Genomic DNA, 15,588 nt, shown 5'->3' with positions numbered 1-15,588 from the left:
GGCAGCGTGCTCGGCGCCCCGCTGCCTTTTTGGCTCTCGTGAATCTTCTTTCACTCCACTTGACCAGTGGCCGCTATGCTGTACCCCACTTCATGACGACCTCCGAAACCCTGACCGTGTTCGTCGTCAGTGCCGAACCGGCGCGGGCGCAGGCCCTGGCGCCGCTGCTGCCCCGCGCCTCTGTTCGTCACGTCCCGGACGCTGAAACGCTGCTGCGAGAAGCGCACCTGACGCCGCCCGATGTCGCGCTGCTGTACACCAACACGCCCGGTGTTCCGCTGCATCAGGTGCTGCCCATGCTGCGCCAGCGCGCCGAACTGGCCGGGACGCACTGGCTGGCGGTGGGGTCGCAGGGCCTGGGCGACATGCTCTCGGCGGGGGTGGACGCCCTGATCAGTGACGCCACGCCGCCGCAGGCGATTGCCCTGCAGGTGCAGAGCCTGCTGGTCCGCGCCCAGCAGTACCGCGACCACCACGCCCGCGTCTCGGCGCTGCAGCGCCGCATGGACACCTGGGAACACGAGGAGCGGGTGCGTGACCAGCTGGTGCACATGCTGGTGCACGACCTGAAAAACCCGATTGCTGCCGTCATGGGCCTGCTGGAAATCGTGCAGGAAGACCCGCGCGTGCCTGAGGACAACCGTGACCTGCTGAAAGTCGCGCGCGACGAGACCCAGCATCTGCTGCACCTGGCGGTCAATATGCTGGACGTGCGCAAGATTCAGGCAGGCAAGATGAACCTGCGCCGCGAGCTGATGTTTACCCCGATGTTCCGCGAGGTGGTGGACCTGGCCTGCGGCGATGTGGGCAGCGGCCTGCGTGACCGCCATGTCCGCGTAGACGTGGAAAACGACCTGAGCCCCGCCAGCGCCGACCCCGAGATTCTGCGCCGCGTGCTGGCCAACCTGATCAGCAACGCCCTGAAACACACCATGACGGGCGGCATGATCGCCATTGCGGTGCGCGGCCTGAGTGACGCCGTGCAGGTGACGGTGCGCGACGACGGCGAGGGCATTCCCGAGGACGACATTCCCAACCTGTTTGCGGCCTTCGAGCAGTCCCGCCTGACCCTGCACGGGCGCTTTGACACCGGCATGGGCCTGGCCTTTTGCAAGCTGGCGGTTGAAGAGCACGGCGGCAAAATCTGGGTGGATTCTGTGCGCGGGCAGGGCGCGACGTTTATTTTCACCCTGCCCCTGGCCGCCGACAACGAGGACGACGATTTCGCCGAACTGGTGTAGGTCAGGAAGGAAAAAGAAGCGGTCTGGCTACTGGCTTGCTTTGCATGGCTGGTGGCAGGTGCTTGCTATCTAGTTCAGAGAGGCCGCCGCCTAGCCGCAGCGACTCCTTCTGCGGTGCTGGTTGGCGAAGCTGCGGGCCTCATCACCATGAAGAGACGACGCACACAAGAGCTCTAGAAGCTCCGCTGACGGTCGCCTCTTGCCTTTGATGAAGACACATTACTGAGCTAACCAATCAGGGAAAGCTCAGTCGAAATCAGAGTAAACAGATTGGTTTTCCTGCCTTTAAAACTGCCCGTAACACTGTGTGAATCTGCGCCCCAGCCGGACAAAACGTGCTAGAACAGGGGTGCACCACAAGTCAGGCAAGAGGAGTTCGGACGCACTCTCTTTTTTTCCAGTATTTCGTGCCCTTTTTCACGAGTCGGTCGTGGGGGACGGGCACGGTCTCAGAAAGGGGAACGGTTATCGAATACGCCAACTTTGTCATCATGCTGCTCGTTGCGCTCGGCATCGGCATTGTCGCCGTCATTGCCAGCGCCATTCTTGGCCCCAAACGCCGGGGCAGCCGCACCAAGCTCATGGCTTACGAAAGCGGCAACGACCCGGAAGGGGGGGTGGGCACGGGCCAGCGCTTCCCGGTGCACTTCTACCTGGTCGCCATGCTGTTCATCGTCTTCGACATTGAGACGGCGTTCTTTTACCCGCTGGCGGTCGCCTACCAGAAGCTCATTCCGTTTGCTTTTTTCGAGGCCATCACGTTTGTCCTGCTGCTGCTGGTGGGCTACGTGTACATCCTGAAAAAGAAGGTGCTGGAATGGGCCTAAGAGTGGGGACTCCTCCGCCAATTGGTCAAGACGGGCGAAGGGCCGCCCCTGAGCCTGCGGCCAGCGCAGCCGCCATTGGTCATTCATCGAGCCGGGAGGCGTGGTTATGGCCCTAAAAGAGCTGTTCGAGAAAGACTGGCAGGAACTGGAATCTGAAGGCGTCCTCTTTTCCAGCCTGGAGAAACTGGTGGCATGGGGACGCAGCAACAGCCTGTGGCCCGCCACCTTCGGCCTGGCGTGCTGCGCCATCGAGATGATGAGCAGCACCGACGGGCGCAACGACCTGGCGCGCTTTGGGTCGGAAGTCTTCCGGGCCTCGCCCCGGCAGGCCGACGTGATGATCGTGGCTGGACGCCTGAGCAAAAAAATGGCCCCCATTATGCGGCGGGTGTACGACCAGATGCCCGACCCCAAATGGGTGATTTCTATGGGCGCCTGCGCCAGCAGTGGCGGCATGTTCAACAACTACGCCATCGTGCAGAACGTGGACAGCGTGGTGCCGGTAGATATTTTCGTGCCCGGCTGCCCACCCCGGCCCGAAGCCCTGATTTACGCCGTCATGCAGCTGCAGAAGAAGGTGCGCGGCGAGGCCTTTGACAGTCTGGGCCACCAACTGCCCATGGTGGATGCGTGGACAAGGTGACGGGCGAGAAATTCACCGGGCGTGAGGGCGGCGTGCAGTCGTCCCAGACATTGCCAACGCCTGTGCCTGCGGTGGCGGTGACCGTGGTGCCTGCCCCGGCGTCGCGCGACGTGGCGCCACTGATGCAGGAGTTGGGGCTGGAGGAAGACCATGCCGCCGAACCCACCGCGGTTGTCCAAGCCGGGCAGCTGCGCGCGGTGGCCCAGGCGCTGAAAGAGCGGGGCTTCATGCTGATGGACACGGTGGGCCTGGACTACAGCGCTTACACCGAGCCGCGCCCCAAGCGCTTTGCGGTGCTGCACAACGTCTACCATCCGCGCGACCACCGCCGCCTGTTTCTGCGCGTGTGGCTGGACGACGGCGAGGAAGTGGACAGCCTGTTTCCGGTCTGGAAGGCGGCCAACTATCTAGAGCGCGAAGTGTACGACTTGGTGGGCATCCCATTCGTGGGCCACCCGGACCTGCGCAAGGTGCTGACGCCGGACGACCTGGAAGGCCATCCCCTACGCAAGGATTTCCCGCTGGGCGAAAGCCCCACGCTGTTCCGCGACGGCCGTTTTCTGGACCCCGCCACCTTCCGGGCAGGCCTGACAGGGCGCGACGCCGGCCTGACGGGCTACCGGGGTGAATTGCGGCGCGGACGCGGCGAAGACCGTCTGCCGCCCGTAATGCCAGAGGGTGGGCCGAAATGAGCTGCTGGACGCTGGCCTCCGGCTCGGGCGCTGTTCGCTGCGCCCAAGGTGACGTATGACCACCACCGACAAGCCCACCCACGGCGCCCGCACGCCCGGCGGCACGCTGCCCCCCGAGCAGATGGGACCCGACCACCAGGAAAGTGACCGCCAGGAGCGCCTGGGCACCGAATCCGGCGCCCTGATGCACACCGAGATCATGTCGCTGAACGTGGGGCCGCAGCACCCCAGCACCCATGGCGTGCTGCGCCTCGTGGTGGACATGGACGGCGAGTACGTGGTCAAGGTGACGCCGCACATGGGCTACCTGCACACGGGCTTTGAAAAGACCTTCGAGAACCGCACCTACCAGCAGGGTGTGACTTACGCGCCACGCACGGATTATCTGCACTGCTTTGGGCACGAGTTGGCCTATGTCCTGAGTGTGGAAAAACTGCTGTCGGCCGAGGTTCCCGAGCGGGCCACCACGGTGCGCGTCATCCTGCACGAACTGGGGCGGATTCACAGCCACCTCGTGTTCGTGGGCACGGGCCTGCTCGACCTCGGCGCGCTGACCCCATTCTTCTATGCGTTCCGCGAGAAAGAAGCGTTGCAAGACCTGTTTGAAGCCGCCACCGGCTACCGCATGAACCAGGGCTATTTCCGGATAGGTGGCCTGAGCCGCGACATTCCCGAAGATTGGCCAGGCCGCGTGGCCAAGTTTCTGGACCAGATGGAAAGGGGCGTGGCGGAATACACCACTCTGTTCGCGCAAAATCCCATCTTTCTGGACCGGGCCAAGGGTGTGGGCATCATTCCGCCCGAGGTCGCCCTGGACCTGGGCCTGACTGGGCCCAACCTGCGCGCCAGCGGGGTGCCGCTGGACCACCGCAAGGACAATCCCTACTGCGGCTACGAAAGCTACGACTTTAACGTCGTGACCAGCACCGACGGCGACAGCCTGGCCCGGTTCAACATGCGCCTGCTGGAATTCGCCGAAAGCATCAAGATTGTGCGGCAGGGCCTGAAGCGCCTGAAGCCAGGCCCCGTCAAAGACCCCAACCGCAAGATTTCCCTGCCGCCCCGGCATGAGCTGGAAACGAGCATGGAGGCGGTGATTCACCACTTCAAACTGGTGACTGAAGGCTTTCACCCGCCGACTGGCGAGGTGTATGTGCCGGTGGAAAGTGCGCGTGGCGAAGTGGGGTATTACATCGTCAGCGACGGCGGCTCTATGCCTTACCGCGTGAAAATTCGTGCGCCGAGCTTCGTGAACCTGCAGGCGCTGGAATACGCCTGCGTCGGCGCACAATTTGCTGACCTGATTACGATTCTGGCGACGATTGACCCGGTGCTGGGAGATGTAGACCGGTGAGTGACCTGGCACTGCTCACCGAAGCCTTTCACCGCAACGGCCGCGTGAATGAAGCGCTGCTGAACACGCTGACCGAGGAGGACCTGGCGCTCTCGGACGGCCAGGGTGGCCTGAGTGTGGGTCAGCTTCTTGAGCACTTGTTCGGGATGCGGAAAGTCTACCTGCACCGCGTGGGGTCCACCTATGCAGAGCAGATCACGGTGGAGACCGAAGAAGGCGATCAGCCCTTCTGGCCAGTCACCCTGAGCACCACGCAGCTGAGGGGCGCGTTGGCAGAGGCGGACGCCGCTGTCCTCAACGCAGTACAGGACGCCGCTGGTGACGGACCAGGTTTTCAGAATTATTTCGCCTCGCACCCAGCTCAGCTGCTGGTTCTGACGCTGATTCATGACGCGAACCACAGAGGGCAGATCACCACCCTGCTCCGGCAAGGGGGCCGCTCGGCAGCAGCACTGGACCAGTTGGCCCGCGCCACGTGGCCCATATGGAGGGACTAAGTTGACCTACTTTGCTGACAAATCAGCCCTCGTGGCCGACATCTTCAGCCGCTACCCCGATTCACCGCAGGGGCGCCGCAGCGCGCTCATGCCGCTGCTGAGGGAAGTGCAAGACGCCGAAGGCTTCGTCTCCGAGGCGCGGATGGCCGAGATCGCCGCCCTCATCGGGACCACGGCCACCGAAGTCCGCAGCGTCATGAGTTTCTATTCCACGTACCACACGGTGCCGACGGGCAAGTATCACCTCCAAGTCTGCTCCACCCTCATGTGCGCGCTGGCGGGCTCGGACGAGCTGTGGGACCACCTCGTCGAAACGCTGGACGTGCAGCCGGGCGAGGTCAGCCCAGACGGGCGCTTTTCGGTGCAGAAGGTGGAATGCCTGGGCTCGTGCGGGACCGCACCCATGCTGCAGATCAACGACGACGGCTACTACGAGAACGTGGGGCCCGGCAAGTGCGCCCGCATTCTGGCGGACTTGCGCGTGGACCGTCAGCCACTGCCGGACAACCCAGTGCCGGTGACGGTCACCGCCGAGGGGCGGCAGGTCATGGCCAACGGACAGACGGTCGGCACCAGCCTGACTGGGCTGGGTGGAGGAACCGTATGACCGTGGCCGAGCCTGCCCCCAAGCCCATCACCAGCGCCAAGGACCCCCGCTTTGCGCCGACCCTCTACGCCTATGTGGGGCAGGACCAGAGCTGGACGCTGGACTTCTACCGCCGCGCGGGGGGCTACGAGGCCGTCAAGAGCGCCTTTGCGATGGGCCCCGACGCCGTGATTGACGAGGTGAAGAAATCCGGCCTGCGTGGCCGCGGTGGCGCCGGGTTTGCGACGGGCCTCAAGTGGTCGTTCATGCCGCTGAAGGATGGCCGCCAGCATTACATCATCTGCAACGCGGACGAGTCCGAGCCGGGGTCGTTCAAGGACCGCTACCTGCTGTCCGAAGATCCGCACCAGCTGATTGAAGGCATGCTGATCGCTGCCTACGCCATGCGCGCCAGCGTGGGCTATATCTACATTCGGGGCGAGTACGTCCACGCCGCCGAGCGCATCTGGGCCGCCATTCACGAAGCCCGCGCCGCCGGCCTACTGGGCCAGAACGTGCTGGGCAGCGGCTTCGATTTCCAGCTGTATCTGCACCGGGGCGCCGGGGCCTACATCTGCGGCGAGGAAACCGCCCTGATGAACTCGCTGGAAGGGCTGCGCGCCAATCCGCGCCTCAAGCCCCCCTTTCCCGCCGCCGCCGGCCTGTACGGCCTGCCGACCACCATCAACAACGTGGAAACCTTCTGCGCCGCCACCCAGATTCTGAAATACGGCGCCGATTGGCACGCGGGCATGGGCACCGAGAAAAGCAAGGGCATGAAGCTGTTTCAGATTTCGGGCCCAGTGGCGCGGCCCGGTGTCTACGAACTGCCGCTGGGCACCACCTTCCGCGAACTGATCTACGACTGGGCGGGTGGCCCCCTCGAAGAGATGAAAGCCATTATTCCCGGCGGCTCCAGCTGCCCCATGCTGCCCTGGACCGACGCCATTCTCGACACGCCTATGGATTACGAAGCCATTGCGGCGGCGGGGTCCATGCTGGGCACGGGCGGCGTCACGCTGATTCCGACGGCCGACTGCATCGTGAACGCGACCTGGAATCTGGTGCGCTTCTACGGCCACGAGTCCTGCGGCAAATGCACGCCCTGCCGCGAGGGGATTTCTGGGTGGATGACGCGCATGTACCAGAAACTGGCCACCGGGCGCGGGCAGCCGGGTGACGTGCAGCTCATTCTGGATATGTCCGACAACATCGGCGGGCGCTCGTTCTGCGCACTGGCCGACGCCTGCCTGGGTCCGGTCCTGAGCAGCATCAAGCTCTTCCGCGAGGAATACGACGCGCTGGCGACGACCGGGCAGGCGATGTACCCGGCGCGCCAGCGGTGGAGGGACGCATGAAAGTTACCGTAGACGGCCACGAACTCGACCTCCCCGCTGGCACCAGCGCCATTGACGCGGTGTTCGGCGCCGGGGGCGACGTGCCGTATTTCTGCGCGCACCCGTACCTGTCGCCGGTGGGCGCCTGCCGGATGTGCCTGGTGGAATCAGGCAGCCCGCGCAAGAACCCCGACGGCTCGTTCGTGATGGAAGGGGAGGGGGACGCGGCCAAGCCCAAAATCTTCTGGTTTCCCAAGCCCATGGCCTCGTGTACCATGCAGGCCACCGAAGGCATGCACATCCGCACCGCCAAGACCAGCGAGGTGGTCGCCAAGGCGCAGGCCGGCATGATGGAATTCACGCTGCTGAACCATCCGCTCGACTGCCCCACCTGTGACAAGGGCGGCGCGTGCGAACTGCAAGACCGCGCCTTTGAATACGGCTACGGCGCCAGCCGCTTTGGCTTTGACCGCCGCCACGCCGACAAGCACTATCCGCTCTCGGACTTCGTGATCTTGGACCAGGAGCGCTGCATTCACTGCAAGCGCTGCGTGCGCTACTTCGAGGAGGTGCCGGGCCAGGAGGTCCTGGACTTCATTGAGCGCGGCGGACACACCTTCATTGACACCGAAGAGGGCGGGCTGCCACTGGGCTTTCAGGGCAACATCACCGACATCTGCCCGGTGGGGGCGCTGCTGGACAACGTGGCGCGTTTCCGGGGCCGCAACTGGGAATACGACCACACGCCCACCACCTGTACGCTCTGCTCGGTGGGCTGCTCGATTACCGCCGACGCCCGCAACGGCCGCCTGGAACGGGTCGTGGCCCGCGAAAACCGCGAGGTGAACGAGGCCTGGATTTGCGACGCAGGCCGCTTTGGCCACCCCTTTGCCAGCGAGGAACGCCTAACCACGCCCCTCATTCGCAACGAGGACGGACAACTGGTCCCCGCCACCTGGGACGAGGCCATCACCGCCATCAACCGAGGGTTGGCGGGTCTGTCGCTGGCGGATCTAGGGCTGTTTACGGGTTCAGACGCCACGATGGAAGAAGGCGCGGCGCTGGAAGCTCTGGCCGACGCTCTCCAGGCGCGCCACGTGGACCACAGCCCCCGGCAGGCGGTGGATATTGCCCCCACCGCCACCCTGACCGACGTGGCACAGGCTGATTTCGTGGCTGTGATCGGCGCCGACCTGGGCGAGGAAGCCCCGGTGCTGGAACTGCGGATTCTGGAAATGCTGCGCGGCGGCCTGCTGCCCCCTGAATTTGCCCACGGCACGGCCATTGCGGACCTGCGCCTGGTAGAGCGGCCAGCCCGCCAGCCCGAGCGCCTGGCCGTCATTGGCGCCGAAAGTCGCCTGTGGTCGCACGCTGGCCACCGCATCAGCGCCAATGGCCGCGACGCCCTGACCCGCCTGGCCCGCCCCGATACCGACGCTCTGAAGGCTGTCGTTGAAGCACTGAGGAAGGCCGAGCGCCCGGTTCTGGTTCTGGGCGCCGACGCTCTAAACGGCGCGAGTGGTTCGTTCGCGGCAACCCTGAGCGACCTCGTGGGCCACATCGGCGCCAAGGTCATGGCCATTCCCGCTGGCCCGAACAGCCGAGGCCTGAGCGCCCTCAATCTCGTGCCGCGTGCCGGGGGCCTGGGGCTGGACCGCCTGGGTGAGGTGCCCGCCGCCTTCATCAGCCGCCTGAATCCGGGCCTGCGGGCGCGGGGCTTCACGGTGGTGCACGACACCCACCTGACCGCCACTGCCCAGTTGGCCGACGTGGTGCTGCCCGCCGTGACGAACTATGAGAAGCGCGGCACCACCGTCAACCTCGAAGGGCGCCTGCTGCCCCTCAACCCTGCGGCCATTCAGGTCGGAGAAGCCGCCGACCTGATCCGCACGTTGACGGCTCTGGCCGAAGCCCTGGGCGTCAAGGCCCCGGTGCGCGGCCTGCGCGGCGCTCAGACGCTGCTGGCCAGCCGACTGGGGCTGAAACTGGACAGCCTGCCGGCCGGCGGCGTCATTCACCGCTTGCCCCGCGCCCACACGGCGCCGGCTCAGCCCCACACCCCGCGCCTGTGGACCGAGCGCATGGTGCGCCGCGACCAGGACTGGGTGGACCGTATTGCGGACCTCACCCAGGGCGGCTGGACCTTGCCGGTCGCCCCCACCGCTCCTCAACCCGGAGGCGACGACTGATGCCTGATTGGCTCGCTACCCTCCTCATCTCGCTGCTCAAGGCCGTGCTGGTCGTCTTGGGGCTGCTGACCACCTTCGCCTACATGACGCTGGTGGAACGCCGACTGCTGGGCCGCATGCAGCTGCGCCCAGGGCCCAACCGCGTGGGGCCGATGGGCCTGCTGCAACCCGCCGCCGACGCCATTAAAAGCATCTTCAAAGAAGACCTGAACGTCACGCTGGCCGACAAGTTGGTGTACACCCTGGCGCCCATCGTGGCGATTGGCATGGCGCTAACTGCCTTTGGTGGACTGCCCGCTGGTCCCGCCCGCAGCCTGTTCGGGGAAAATCCCTGGGTCTACAACCTTGACACCGGCATTCTGGCTCTGCTGGCGCTCACCTCTATGGGCGTGTACGGCATCTTCCTGGGCGGTTGGGCCTCGGGCAGCAAGTACCCGATTCTGGGTGGCCTGCGGTCGTCCGCGCAGATGATTTCCTACGAACTGGGCATGGGCCTGAGCATCCTGGGCCTGCTGATGCTGGTCGGCACCACGAGTTTTCAGGGCATCGTGGGCTGGCAGGCGCAGAACGGGGTGCTGTTTCTCTTTCAGGCGCTGGGCTTTGCTCTGTTCCTGATTTCCTCGTTTGCGGAAACCAACCGCACCCCCTTCGACCTGCCCGAAGCCGAGCAGGAAATCGTGGCCGGCTACCTGACGGAATACTCTGCGATCAAATGGGCGCTGTTTCAGATGGCCGAGTACGTGAACATGATTACGGCCTCGGCCGTGATGGCGACCCTGTTCTTCGGCGGGTGGAAGGGGCCACAGTTCCTCAATGCCCTCATTCCGGGCATCTCTGACTGGCCGCTGGTGTGGCTGATCGCCAAGATTGCCTTCTTCCTGTTCGTCTTTATCTGGGTGCGCGCCACCCTGCCGCGCCTGCGCTACGACCAGTTGATGCGCTTTGGCTGGAAGCTGGTGCTGCCGCTGGCGCTGGCCAACACGGTGATGACCGCCGCGTTTCTGGCTTTCCGGGGGCAGGGCGGCCTGTGGTTCCTGGCCGTGCTGAGCTTCGCGGCCCTTGCGGCCCTGCTGGTCATGAGCGACCGCGTGCGCGTGCTGTGGAATCAGCCGACCGTGCGCCGGGAAGGCGAGATGAGTTCAGCCGGAGGAGACTGATGAGGCGCTGGGCCGATCACAGCGGGCCAGGAGTCAGCAGTCAAGCCGCTCCGGCTTCCCCCCACCTCTCCCCCTCAAAAGGAGCCTCCTATGGGCGTACTTGAAATTGCCAAAGGCATGGGCGTCACGCTGGGCAAGCTGTTTCAGAAGCCCGTAACCGTCAGCTACCCCGAACAGCGCGCCACGCTGCAACCCCGATTCCGGGGCCGGCACATCCTGACGCGGCACCCCGGTACGGGCCTGGAAAAGTGCATCGGCTGCTCCTTGTGCGCCGCGGCCTGCCCGGCCTACGCCATTTACGTGGAAGCGGCAGAGAACGACCCCACTGCCCGGGTCAGTCCCGGCGAGCGCTACGCCAAGGTCTACGAAATCAACATGCTGCGCTGCATCTTCTGCGGCATGTGCGAGGAAGCCTGCCCCACGGGCGCCGTGGTCATGGGCAACGAGTTCGAGATGGCCGATTACCGCTACCGCGACTTCGTGTACGGGAAAGAGGACATGCTGGTCGGCGTGACCGGCAGCCTGCCCCAGCGCCGTGAAGCCGAGCGCAAGGGCAAACCCGTGCGCCTGGGTTTTCAGCTCGAAGGCGGCGTGCGCGAGGAATTGGAAGGGGTGAAGTACCAGTGAGGGCAGAGGGTTTGAATCACGTTAGGGTTGAGTGGTCGAGGAATCGAGCGGTTGAGACACTGCACACCGCCTCCCACCTCCCTCTTTCCCCACTTCCCACTTCCCACTCCCCACAACCTGTGGCCCAAGGCCCCCTATGATCCTCGCTTTCATCCTCCTGGGGGCGCTCACCATCATCGGCGGCATCATCACCATTGCGGCCAAGAACGCGGTTCACGCCGCGCTGGGCTTGGTGGGCACGCTGCTGTGTGTGGCGGGGCTGTTTGCCACCCTGAACGCTTCGTTTCTGGCCGCCACGCAGGTCATCGTGTACGCGGGGGCTGTGATGGTGCTGTTCCTGTTCGTCATCATGCTGCTGAACGCCAACCAGCCCGTAACCAGCCGCGACCCGGTGCCGTTTGTGCGCGAACTGGCGGGCATTGGCGGCACCGTGCTGGCCGGCGCTTTTGTGGTACTGGCCTTCACCTACAAAGACCCGCGCCCGCTGGCCGACAGTGCGGCGGCGCTGGAGGGCGGCTCGGCCCTGAAGATGGGGGAGACGCTGCTCACCCGCTTTCTGCTGCCCTTTGAGGCGGTCAGCATTCTGCTGCTGGTCGCCATTGTGGGGGCAGTGGCCCTGGTGCAGCGCCCCGCCGCGCAGCCTGACGGCGTGCCGGACGAGTTAGAAGCCCCGGTGGGCACAGTTCAGGAGCAGCGCTCTTTTGGCCCGCGTGCGGCTGGGCAGCCGGCCCTACAAACGGGGCGCGAAGGCGAGGTGAGCGCGTAATGGTGCCGACCAGTTCTTACGTCGCCCTGTCGGGCATCCTGTTTGCCCTGGGCATGATTGGAGTGCTGACCCGGCGCACGGCCATCATGGTCTTTCTCTCGGTAGAACTGATGCTCAACGCCGCCAACCTCGCGCTGGTGGCGTTTGCGCGTTCGTGGGGCGACCCCACCGGGCAAACCGCCGTCTTTATCGTGATGACCCTGGCCGCCGCCGAGGTGGCGATTGGCCTGGCGATCATCGTCGCCATCTTCCGTAAGCGCGAGACCACCAACGTGGACGACCTCGCCGCCCTGAAAGGTTGAGTGCGCCTGTGCCTGCCCTCTATCTCCTGCCGCTGATTCCGCTACTCTCGTTCGCGCTGCTCATGTGCCTGCCGCGCCTCTTTCCGGCCAAGACCGGCGGGCTGCTCGCCACCGGCGCGGTGTTCGCGGCGTTTATTGTCGCCGTGCTGCGCTTTCTAGGTCAGGGGGCTGACCCCGCCCACGAAACGTTGTGGGCTTGGCTGCCCAACATGGCGCTCAATGCCAACCTCTCGGTGGGCTTCTGGTACGACCAACTCTCGGCGCTGATGGCCCTCATCATCACGGGCGTCGGCTTCCTGATTCACGTTTATTCGCTGTCATACATGGGCCACGACCCCAAGTTCACGCGCTTTTTCGCGTTCCTGAACTTCTTCGTGGCCATGATGCTGATTCTGGTGCTGGCCGACTCCTACCCCCTGATGTTTGTGGGCTGGGAAGGCGTGGGGATGGCGAGTTACCTGCTCATCGGCTTCTGGTTTAACGGCCGCAACAGCGAGGCCTCAAATCAGGAGGTCCGCGAAGCCAGCGACCGCGAGGGCGTGGCGAACTCCAACGCGGCGCGCAAGGCCTTCATCATGAACCGCATTGGCGACCTGGGCTTCATGCTGGGGATGTTCCTGCTGTTCAAGCTCTACGGCACCCTCTCCATCCCCGAACTGGCCGAGCGGGTAGAAGGCGGCGCGCAGGTGGCTGCCGCTGGCATCGAACTCGCGTGCCTGTTCCTACTGGTGGGCGCGGTGGGCAAGAGCGGGCAACTGCCCCTGACCACCTGGCTGCCGGACGCGATGGCAGGCCCCACGCCGGTCTCGGCGCTCATTCACGCGGCCACGATGGTCACGGCGGGCGTGTATCTGGTGGCGCGCAGCCATTTCCTGTACGAACTGGCCCCGAACGCCTCGCTGTGGGTGGCCTGGGTGGGCGGCCTGACGGCCCTGTACGGCGCCCTGTCGGCCCTCAACCAGCACGACATCAAGAAGATTCTGGCGTTTTCCACGGTCTCGCAGCTGGGCTACATGTTTATGGCGGTGGGGCTGGGCTCGTACGCGGCGGGTGTCTTTCATCTGCTCACCCACGCTTTTTTCAAGGCGCTGCTGTTCCTGGCGGCGGGGGCGGTCATTCACGCGCTGCACGAGGAGCAGGACGTGCGGCGTATGGGCGGGCTGCACAAATTCATGCCCTTTACCCACATCGTCTCGGTGGCGGGCGTGCTGGCGATTGCGGGCATTCCCATCTGGAGCGGGTTCTTTTCCAAGGACGCCATTCTGGCCGCCGCTTACGAGGCCAACCCTGGCCTGTACGTCATTGGCCTGGGCGTGGCGCTGCTGACCGCCTTCTACATGGGCCGATGGTACTTCCTGGTGTGGCGCGGCGCGTACCGGGGGCACGGCCACCCGCACGAGGCCGATCTACTGACCAAGGTGCCGCTGGGCATTCTGGCGGCGCTGGCCACACTGGGCGGCTTCCTGAATATCCCCTCGTTCCTCGGGGGCGGACACGCCTTCGACACCTACCTGGGCCGCGCCATTCCCAGCCACGGCCACGAAATCGCCGTGAGCACCGAATGGCTGCTGACCGCGCTGGCGGTGGCAGCCGGCGTGATTGGTCTGGTCTGGGCATTCCTTGAACACCGCCGGGGCAGCCTCGCGGACGGCCCGCTGGGCGAGACCAGCACCCGCGCCCTGTACCTGGACACCGTGTACGACAACCTCGTGGGGAACCCCAGCCGGGCCATCGCCGGGGCGCTGGACACCGTGGACCGGGGCACGGACGGCGCCCTGGGCGGCGTGGCGCGCAACGCCAGTGGGCCGGGCGGCTTGTTCACCCTGTGGCAAAGCGGCTTTGTGCGCGCCTACGCCGTCTCTATGCTGCTGGGCACCGCCCTGATTATCGGGTACTGGGCCCTGAAAACCATTGGAAGTGGCGCATGAACACGCTGACCGACTGGCTGCCGACCCTCATGATTTTTCTGCCGGTGCTGGGCAGTCTGCTGCTGCTGGTGGTGCCCAAGACCTTCCGGGATGAGGTCGCGGGCTTTATCGCTGCGCTGACCCTGGGCGCGGGCCTGGCCATCTGGCGCGGCGGCGGCTCAGAGCTGTTCCGCTGGGACTGGATTCCGCCGCTGGGCATCACCTACTCGGTGCAGCTGAGCGGGGTCAGCCTCGCGCTGGCGCTGGTCACGGCGTTCATGTCATTCATCGCCATCCTGTACACGGCGCGGCGCATTCCTAACCCAGGACCTATGTTGTCCCTCATCCTGGCGATGGAAACGGGCCTGATTGGCATCTTTGCCGCGCAGGACCTGCTGCTGTTTTACGTGTTCTTTGAAGACGCCCTGATTCCTGCCCTGCTGATGCTCGCCATGTACGGCAAGGCTGGGCGCATGCGGGCGCTGGTCAAGTTCGCGGCCTACACCCTGTTTGGCAGCCTGCTGATGCTGGTGAGCATCATTGGGGTCAAGGCCCTGGGCGGCAGCCCTACCTTCGCCATGACGGACCTCAAGGCCCACCTGGTGACTGGCCCGGCGCAGACCTGGCTGTATCTGGGCTTCCTGGCGGCGATGGCGGTCAAGCTGCCGCTGTGGCCGCTGCATGCCTGGCTGCCGGACTTTCACGAGCAGAATCACGACTCGGGCGTGCCGGACGTGATGGGCACCCTGTACAAGGTGGGCGGCTATGGCCTCTTTACCTTCGCCATTCCCCTGTTCCCCGACGCCAGCCTGGAACTGCGCCCCATTCTGATGGGTCTGGCGGCGTTTACCGCGCTGTACGCAGCCTGGATTGCCTTTCGGCAGACCGACTGGAAACGCCTGCTGGCCTACGCGGGCCTCTCGCACATGGGTTTTGTGGGTCTGGGTGTGTTCTCGCTGAACGAAACCGCCGTCATCGGCGCGATGTACCTGCTGGCCTTTCAGAACCTGTACACCGGCGCGCTGTTTCTGTCGGTGGGCATGGTGCAGGAGCGGATTGGCAGCCTGGAGACCCGCGTGGGCGGTGTCATGACGCAGGCCGGCGCTCTGAGCGGCCTCACGATGGCCCTGTGGTTCGCGTCTATCGCCGTGCCGGGGCTGGCAGGTTTTATTGGCGAGTTCTCGATTTTGCTGGGCGCCTATCAGGTCTCGCCGTGGCTGACCTTCATTGCGGGGATCACAACGATTGCCGCCGCTGCCTACGCCCTGACGGCCTTTCAGACGACCTTCTGGCAAGCGCGGCCCCGGGGTGCGGTGACCGTGCGTGACCTCGTCCACACCGAATGGCTGGTGCTGGCGCTGCCGCTGGCTGTTCTCGTCCTGTTCGGGGTGTATTCCACTCCGGCCCTCAACCTCATGCAGCCGGCCGTGCGCACGGTGCTGAGCGCCCTGGGAGGCAACTGA

15 protein-coding genes are annotated in these 15,588 nt (G+C 65.0%); all 15 read left to right on the top strand.

Annotated features, from left to right (window positions below; all coding sequences use genetic code 11):
- Window positions 1-92: 92 nt before the first annotated feature.
- Window positions 93-1,241 carry an ATP-binding protein gene (locus GO986_RS03015; protein WP_157457750.1) on the top strand — a complete coding sequence of 383 codons (1,149 nt, stop codon included), beginning with the start codon at window positions 93-95 and terminating at the stop codon, window positions 1,239-1,241.
- A 491-nt stretch (window positions 1,242-1,732) separates the two neighbouring features.
- Window positions 1,733-2,068, top strand: coding sequence for an NADH-quinone oxidoreductase subunit A (locus tag GO986_RS03010; RefSeq protein ID WP_157457749.1), 336 nt, complete (start codon window positions 1,733-1,735; stop codon window positions 2,066-2,068).
- Between the two features lie 106 nt (window positions 2,069-2,174).
- Window positions 2,175-2,711: a NuoB/complex I 20 kDa subunit family protein gene (locus GO986_RS03005; RefSeq protein WP_157457748.1), complete on the top strand. Its 537-nt coding sequence runs from the start codon at window positions 2,175-2,177 to the stop codon at window positions 2,709-2,711.
- Between the two features lie 50 nt (window positions 2,712-2,761).
- A complete protein-coding gene (locus GO986_RS03000; RefSeq protein ID WP_232337389.1) occupies window positions 2,762-3,403 on the top strand; it encodes an NADH-quinone oxidoreductase subunit C in 642 nt (213 codons plus the stop codon).
- Window positions 3,404-3,524: 121 nt separating this feature from the next.
- Window positions 3,525-4,757, top strand: coding sequence for an NADH dehydrogenase (quinone) subunit D (gene nuoD / locus GO986_RS02995; RefSeq protein WP_157457993.1), 1,233 nt, complete (start codon window positions 3,525-3,527; stop codon window positions 4,755-4,757).
- Window positions 4,754-5,254 (top strand): DinB family protein, encoded by a 501-nt coding sequence (locus GO986_RS02990; RefSeq protein WP_369409109.1) that lies wholly within the window; start codon window positions 4,754-4,756, stop codon window positions 5,252-5,254. The genes nuoD and GO986_RS02990 overlap by 4 nt, the downstream gene beginning before the upstream one ends.
- Window position 5,255: 1 nt before the next feature.
- Window positions 5,256-5,861, top strand: a complete 606-nt coding sequence (gene nuoE, locus GO986_RS02985) for an NADH-quinone oxidoreductase subunit NuoE (RefSeq protein ID WP_157457747.1) — start codon at window positions 5,256-5,258, stop codon at window positions 5,859-5,861.
- Window positions 5,858-7,198 carry an NADH-quinone oxidoreductase subunit NuoF gene (gene nuoF / locus GO986_RS02980; protein ID WP_157457746.1) on the top strand — a complete coding sequence of 447 codons (1,341 nt, stop codon included), beginning with the start codon at window positions 5,858-5,860 and terminating at the stop codon, window positions 7,196-7,198. The genes nuoE and nuoF overlap by 4 nt, the downstream gene beginning before the upstream one ends.
- Window positions 7,195-9,366, top strand: coding sequence for an NADH-quinone oxidoreductase subunit NuoG (gene nuoG, locus GO986_RS02975; protein ID WP_157457745.1), 2,172 nt, complete (start codon window positions 7,195-7,197; stop codon window positions 9,364-9,366). Before nuoF ends, nuoG begins: the two co-directional genes overlap by 4 nt.
- Window positions 9,366-10,523 carry an NADH-quinone oxidoreductase subunit NuoH gene (gene nuoH / locus GO986_RS02970; protein WP_157457744.1) on the top strand — a complete coding sequence of 386 codons (1,158 nt, stop codon included), beginning with the start codon at window positions 9,366-9,368 and terminating at the stop codon, window positions 10,521-10,523. The genes nuoG and nuoH overlap by 1 nt, the downstream gene beginning before the upstream one ends.
- A gap of 90 nt (window positions 10,524-10,613) precedes the next feature.
- Window positions 10,614-11,150, top strand: a complete 537-nt coding sequence (gene nuoI / locus GO986_RS02965) for an NADH-quinone oxidoreductase subunit NuoI (protein WP_157457743.1) — start codon at window positions 10,614-10,616, stop codon at window positions 11,148-11,150.
- Between the two features lie 136 nt (window positions 11,151-11,286).
- A complete protein-coding gene (locus tag GO986_RS02960) occupies window positions 11,287-11,916 on the top strand; it encodes an NADH-quinone oxidoreductase subunit J family protein (protein WP_157457742.1) in 630 nt (209 codons plus the stop codon).
- Window positions 11,916-12,218, top strand: a complete 303-nt coding sequence (gene nuoK / locus GO986_RS02955) for an NADH-quinone oxidoreductase subunit NuoK (protein WP_157457741.1) — start codon at window positions 11,916-11,918, stop codon at window positions 12,216-12,218. Before GO986_RS02960 ends, nuoK begins: the two co-directional genes overlap by 1 nt.
- 8 nt (window positions 12,219-12,226) lie before the next feature.
- Complete coding sequence (nuoL, locus tag GO986_RS02950) at window positions 12,227-14,146, top strand: NADH-quinone oxidoreductase subunit L (RefSeq protein WP_369409108.1); 1,920 nt, start codon at window positions 12,227-12,229, stop codon at window positions 14,144-14,146.
- Window positions 14,143-15,588 carry an NADH-quinone oxidoreductase subunit M gene (locus tag GO986_RS02945; RefSeq protein ID WP_439648690.1) on the top strand — a complete coding sequence of 482 codons (1,446 nt, stop codon included), beginning with the start codon at window positions 14,143-14,145 and terminating at the stop codon, window positions 15,586-15,588. The genes nuoL and GO986_RS02945 overlap by 4 nt, the downstream gene beginning before the upstream one ends.

It is taken from the genome of Deinococcus arboris (genome assembly GCF_009755355.1).
Classification (GTDB): domain Bacteria; phylum Deinococcota; class Deinococci; order Deinococcales; family Deinococcaceae; genus Deinococcus; species Deinococcus betulae.
The sequence above is the reverse complement of the archived record's forward strand: the minus strand, read 5'-3'. Positions and strand labels throughout refer to the sequence as shown.

What these genes read in the sequence shown, in the direction of transcription:
- GO986_RS03015 (WP_157457750.1), top strand. Translation starts at nt 93, where the DNA reads ATGACGACCTCCGAAACCCTGACCGTGTTCGTCGTCAGTGCCGAACCG.
- GO986_RS03010 (WP_157457749.1), top strand. Translation starts at nt 1,733, where the DNA reads ATGCTGCTCGTTGCGCTCGGCATCGGCATTGTCGCCGTCATTGCCAGC.
- GO986_RS03005 (WP_157457748.1), top strand. Translation starts at nt 2,175, where the DNA reads ATGGCCCTAAAAGAGCTGTTCGAGAAAGACTGGCAGGAACTGGAATCT.
- nuoD (WP_157457993.1), top strand. Translation starts at nt 3,525, where the DNA reads ATGGGACCCGACCACCAGGAAAGTGACCGCCAGGAGCGCCTGGGCACC.
- nuoF (WP_157457746.1), top strand. Translation starts at nt 5,858, where the DNA reads ATGACCGTGGCCGAGCCTGCCCCCAAGCCCATCACCAGCGCCAAGGAC.
- nuoG (WP_157457745.1), top strand. Translation starts at nt 7,195, where the DNA reads ATGAAAGTTACCGTAGACGGCCACGAACTCGACCTCCCCGCTGGCACC.
- nuoH (WP_157457744.1), top strand. Translation starts at nt 9,366, where the DNA reads ATGCCTGATTGGCTCGCTACCCTCCTCATCTCGCTGCTCAAGGCCGTG.
- nuoI (WP_157457743.1), top strand. Translation starts at nt 10,614, where the DNA reads ATGGGCGTACTTGAAATTGCCAAAGGCATGGGCGTCACGCTGGGCAAG.
- GO986_RS02960 (WP_157457742.1), top strand. Translation starts at nt 11,287, where the DNA reads ATGATCCTCGCTTTCATCCTCCTGGGGGCGCTCACCATCATCGGCGGC.
- nuoK (WP_157457741.1), top strand. Translation starts at nt 11,916, where the DNA reads ATGGTGCCGACCAGTTCTTACGTCGCCCTGTCGGGCATCCTGTTTGCC.
- GO986_RS02945 (WP_439648690.1), top strand. Translation starts at nt 14,143, where the DNA reads ATGAACACGCTGACCGACTGGCTGCCGACCCTCATGATTTTTCTGCCG.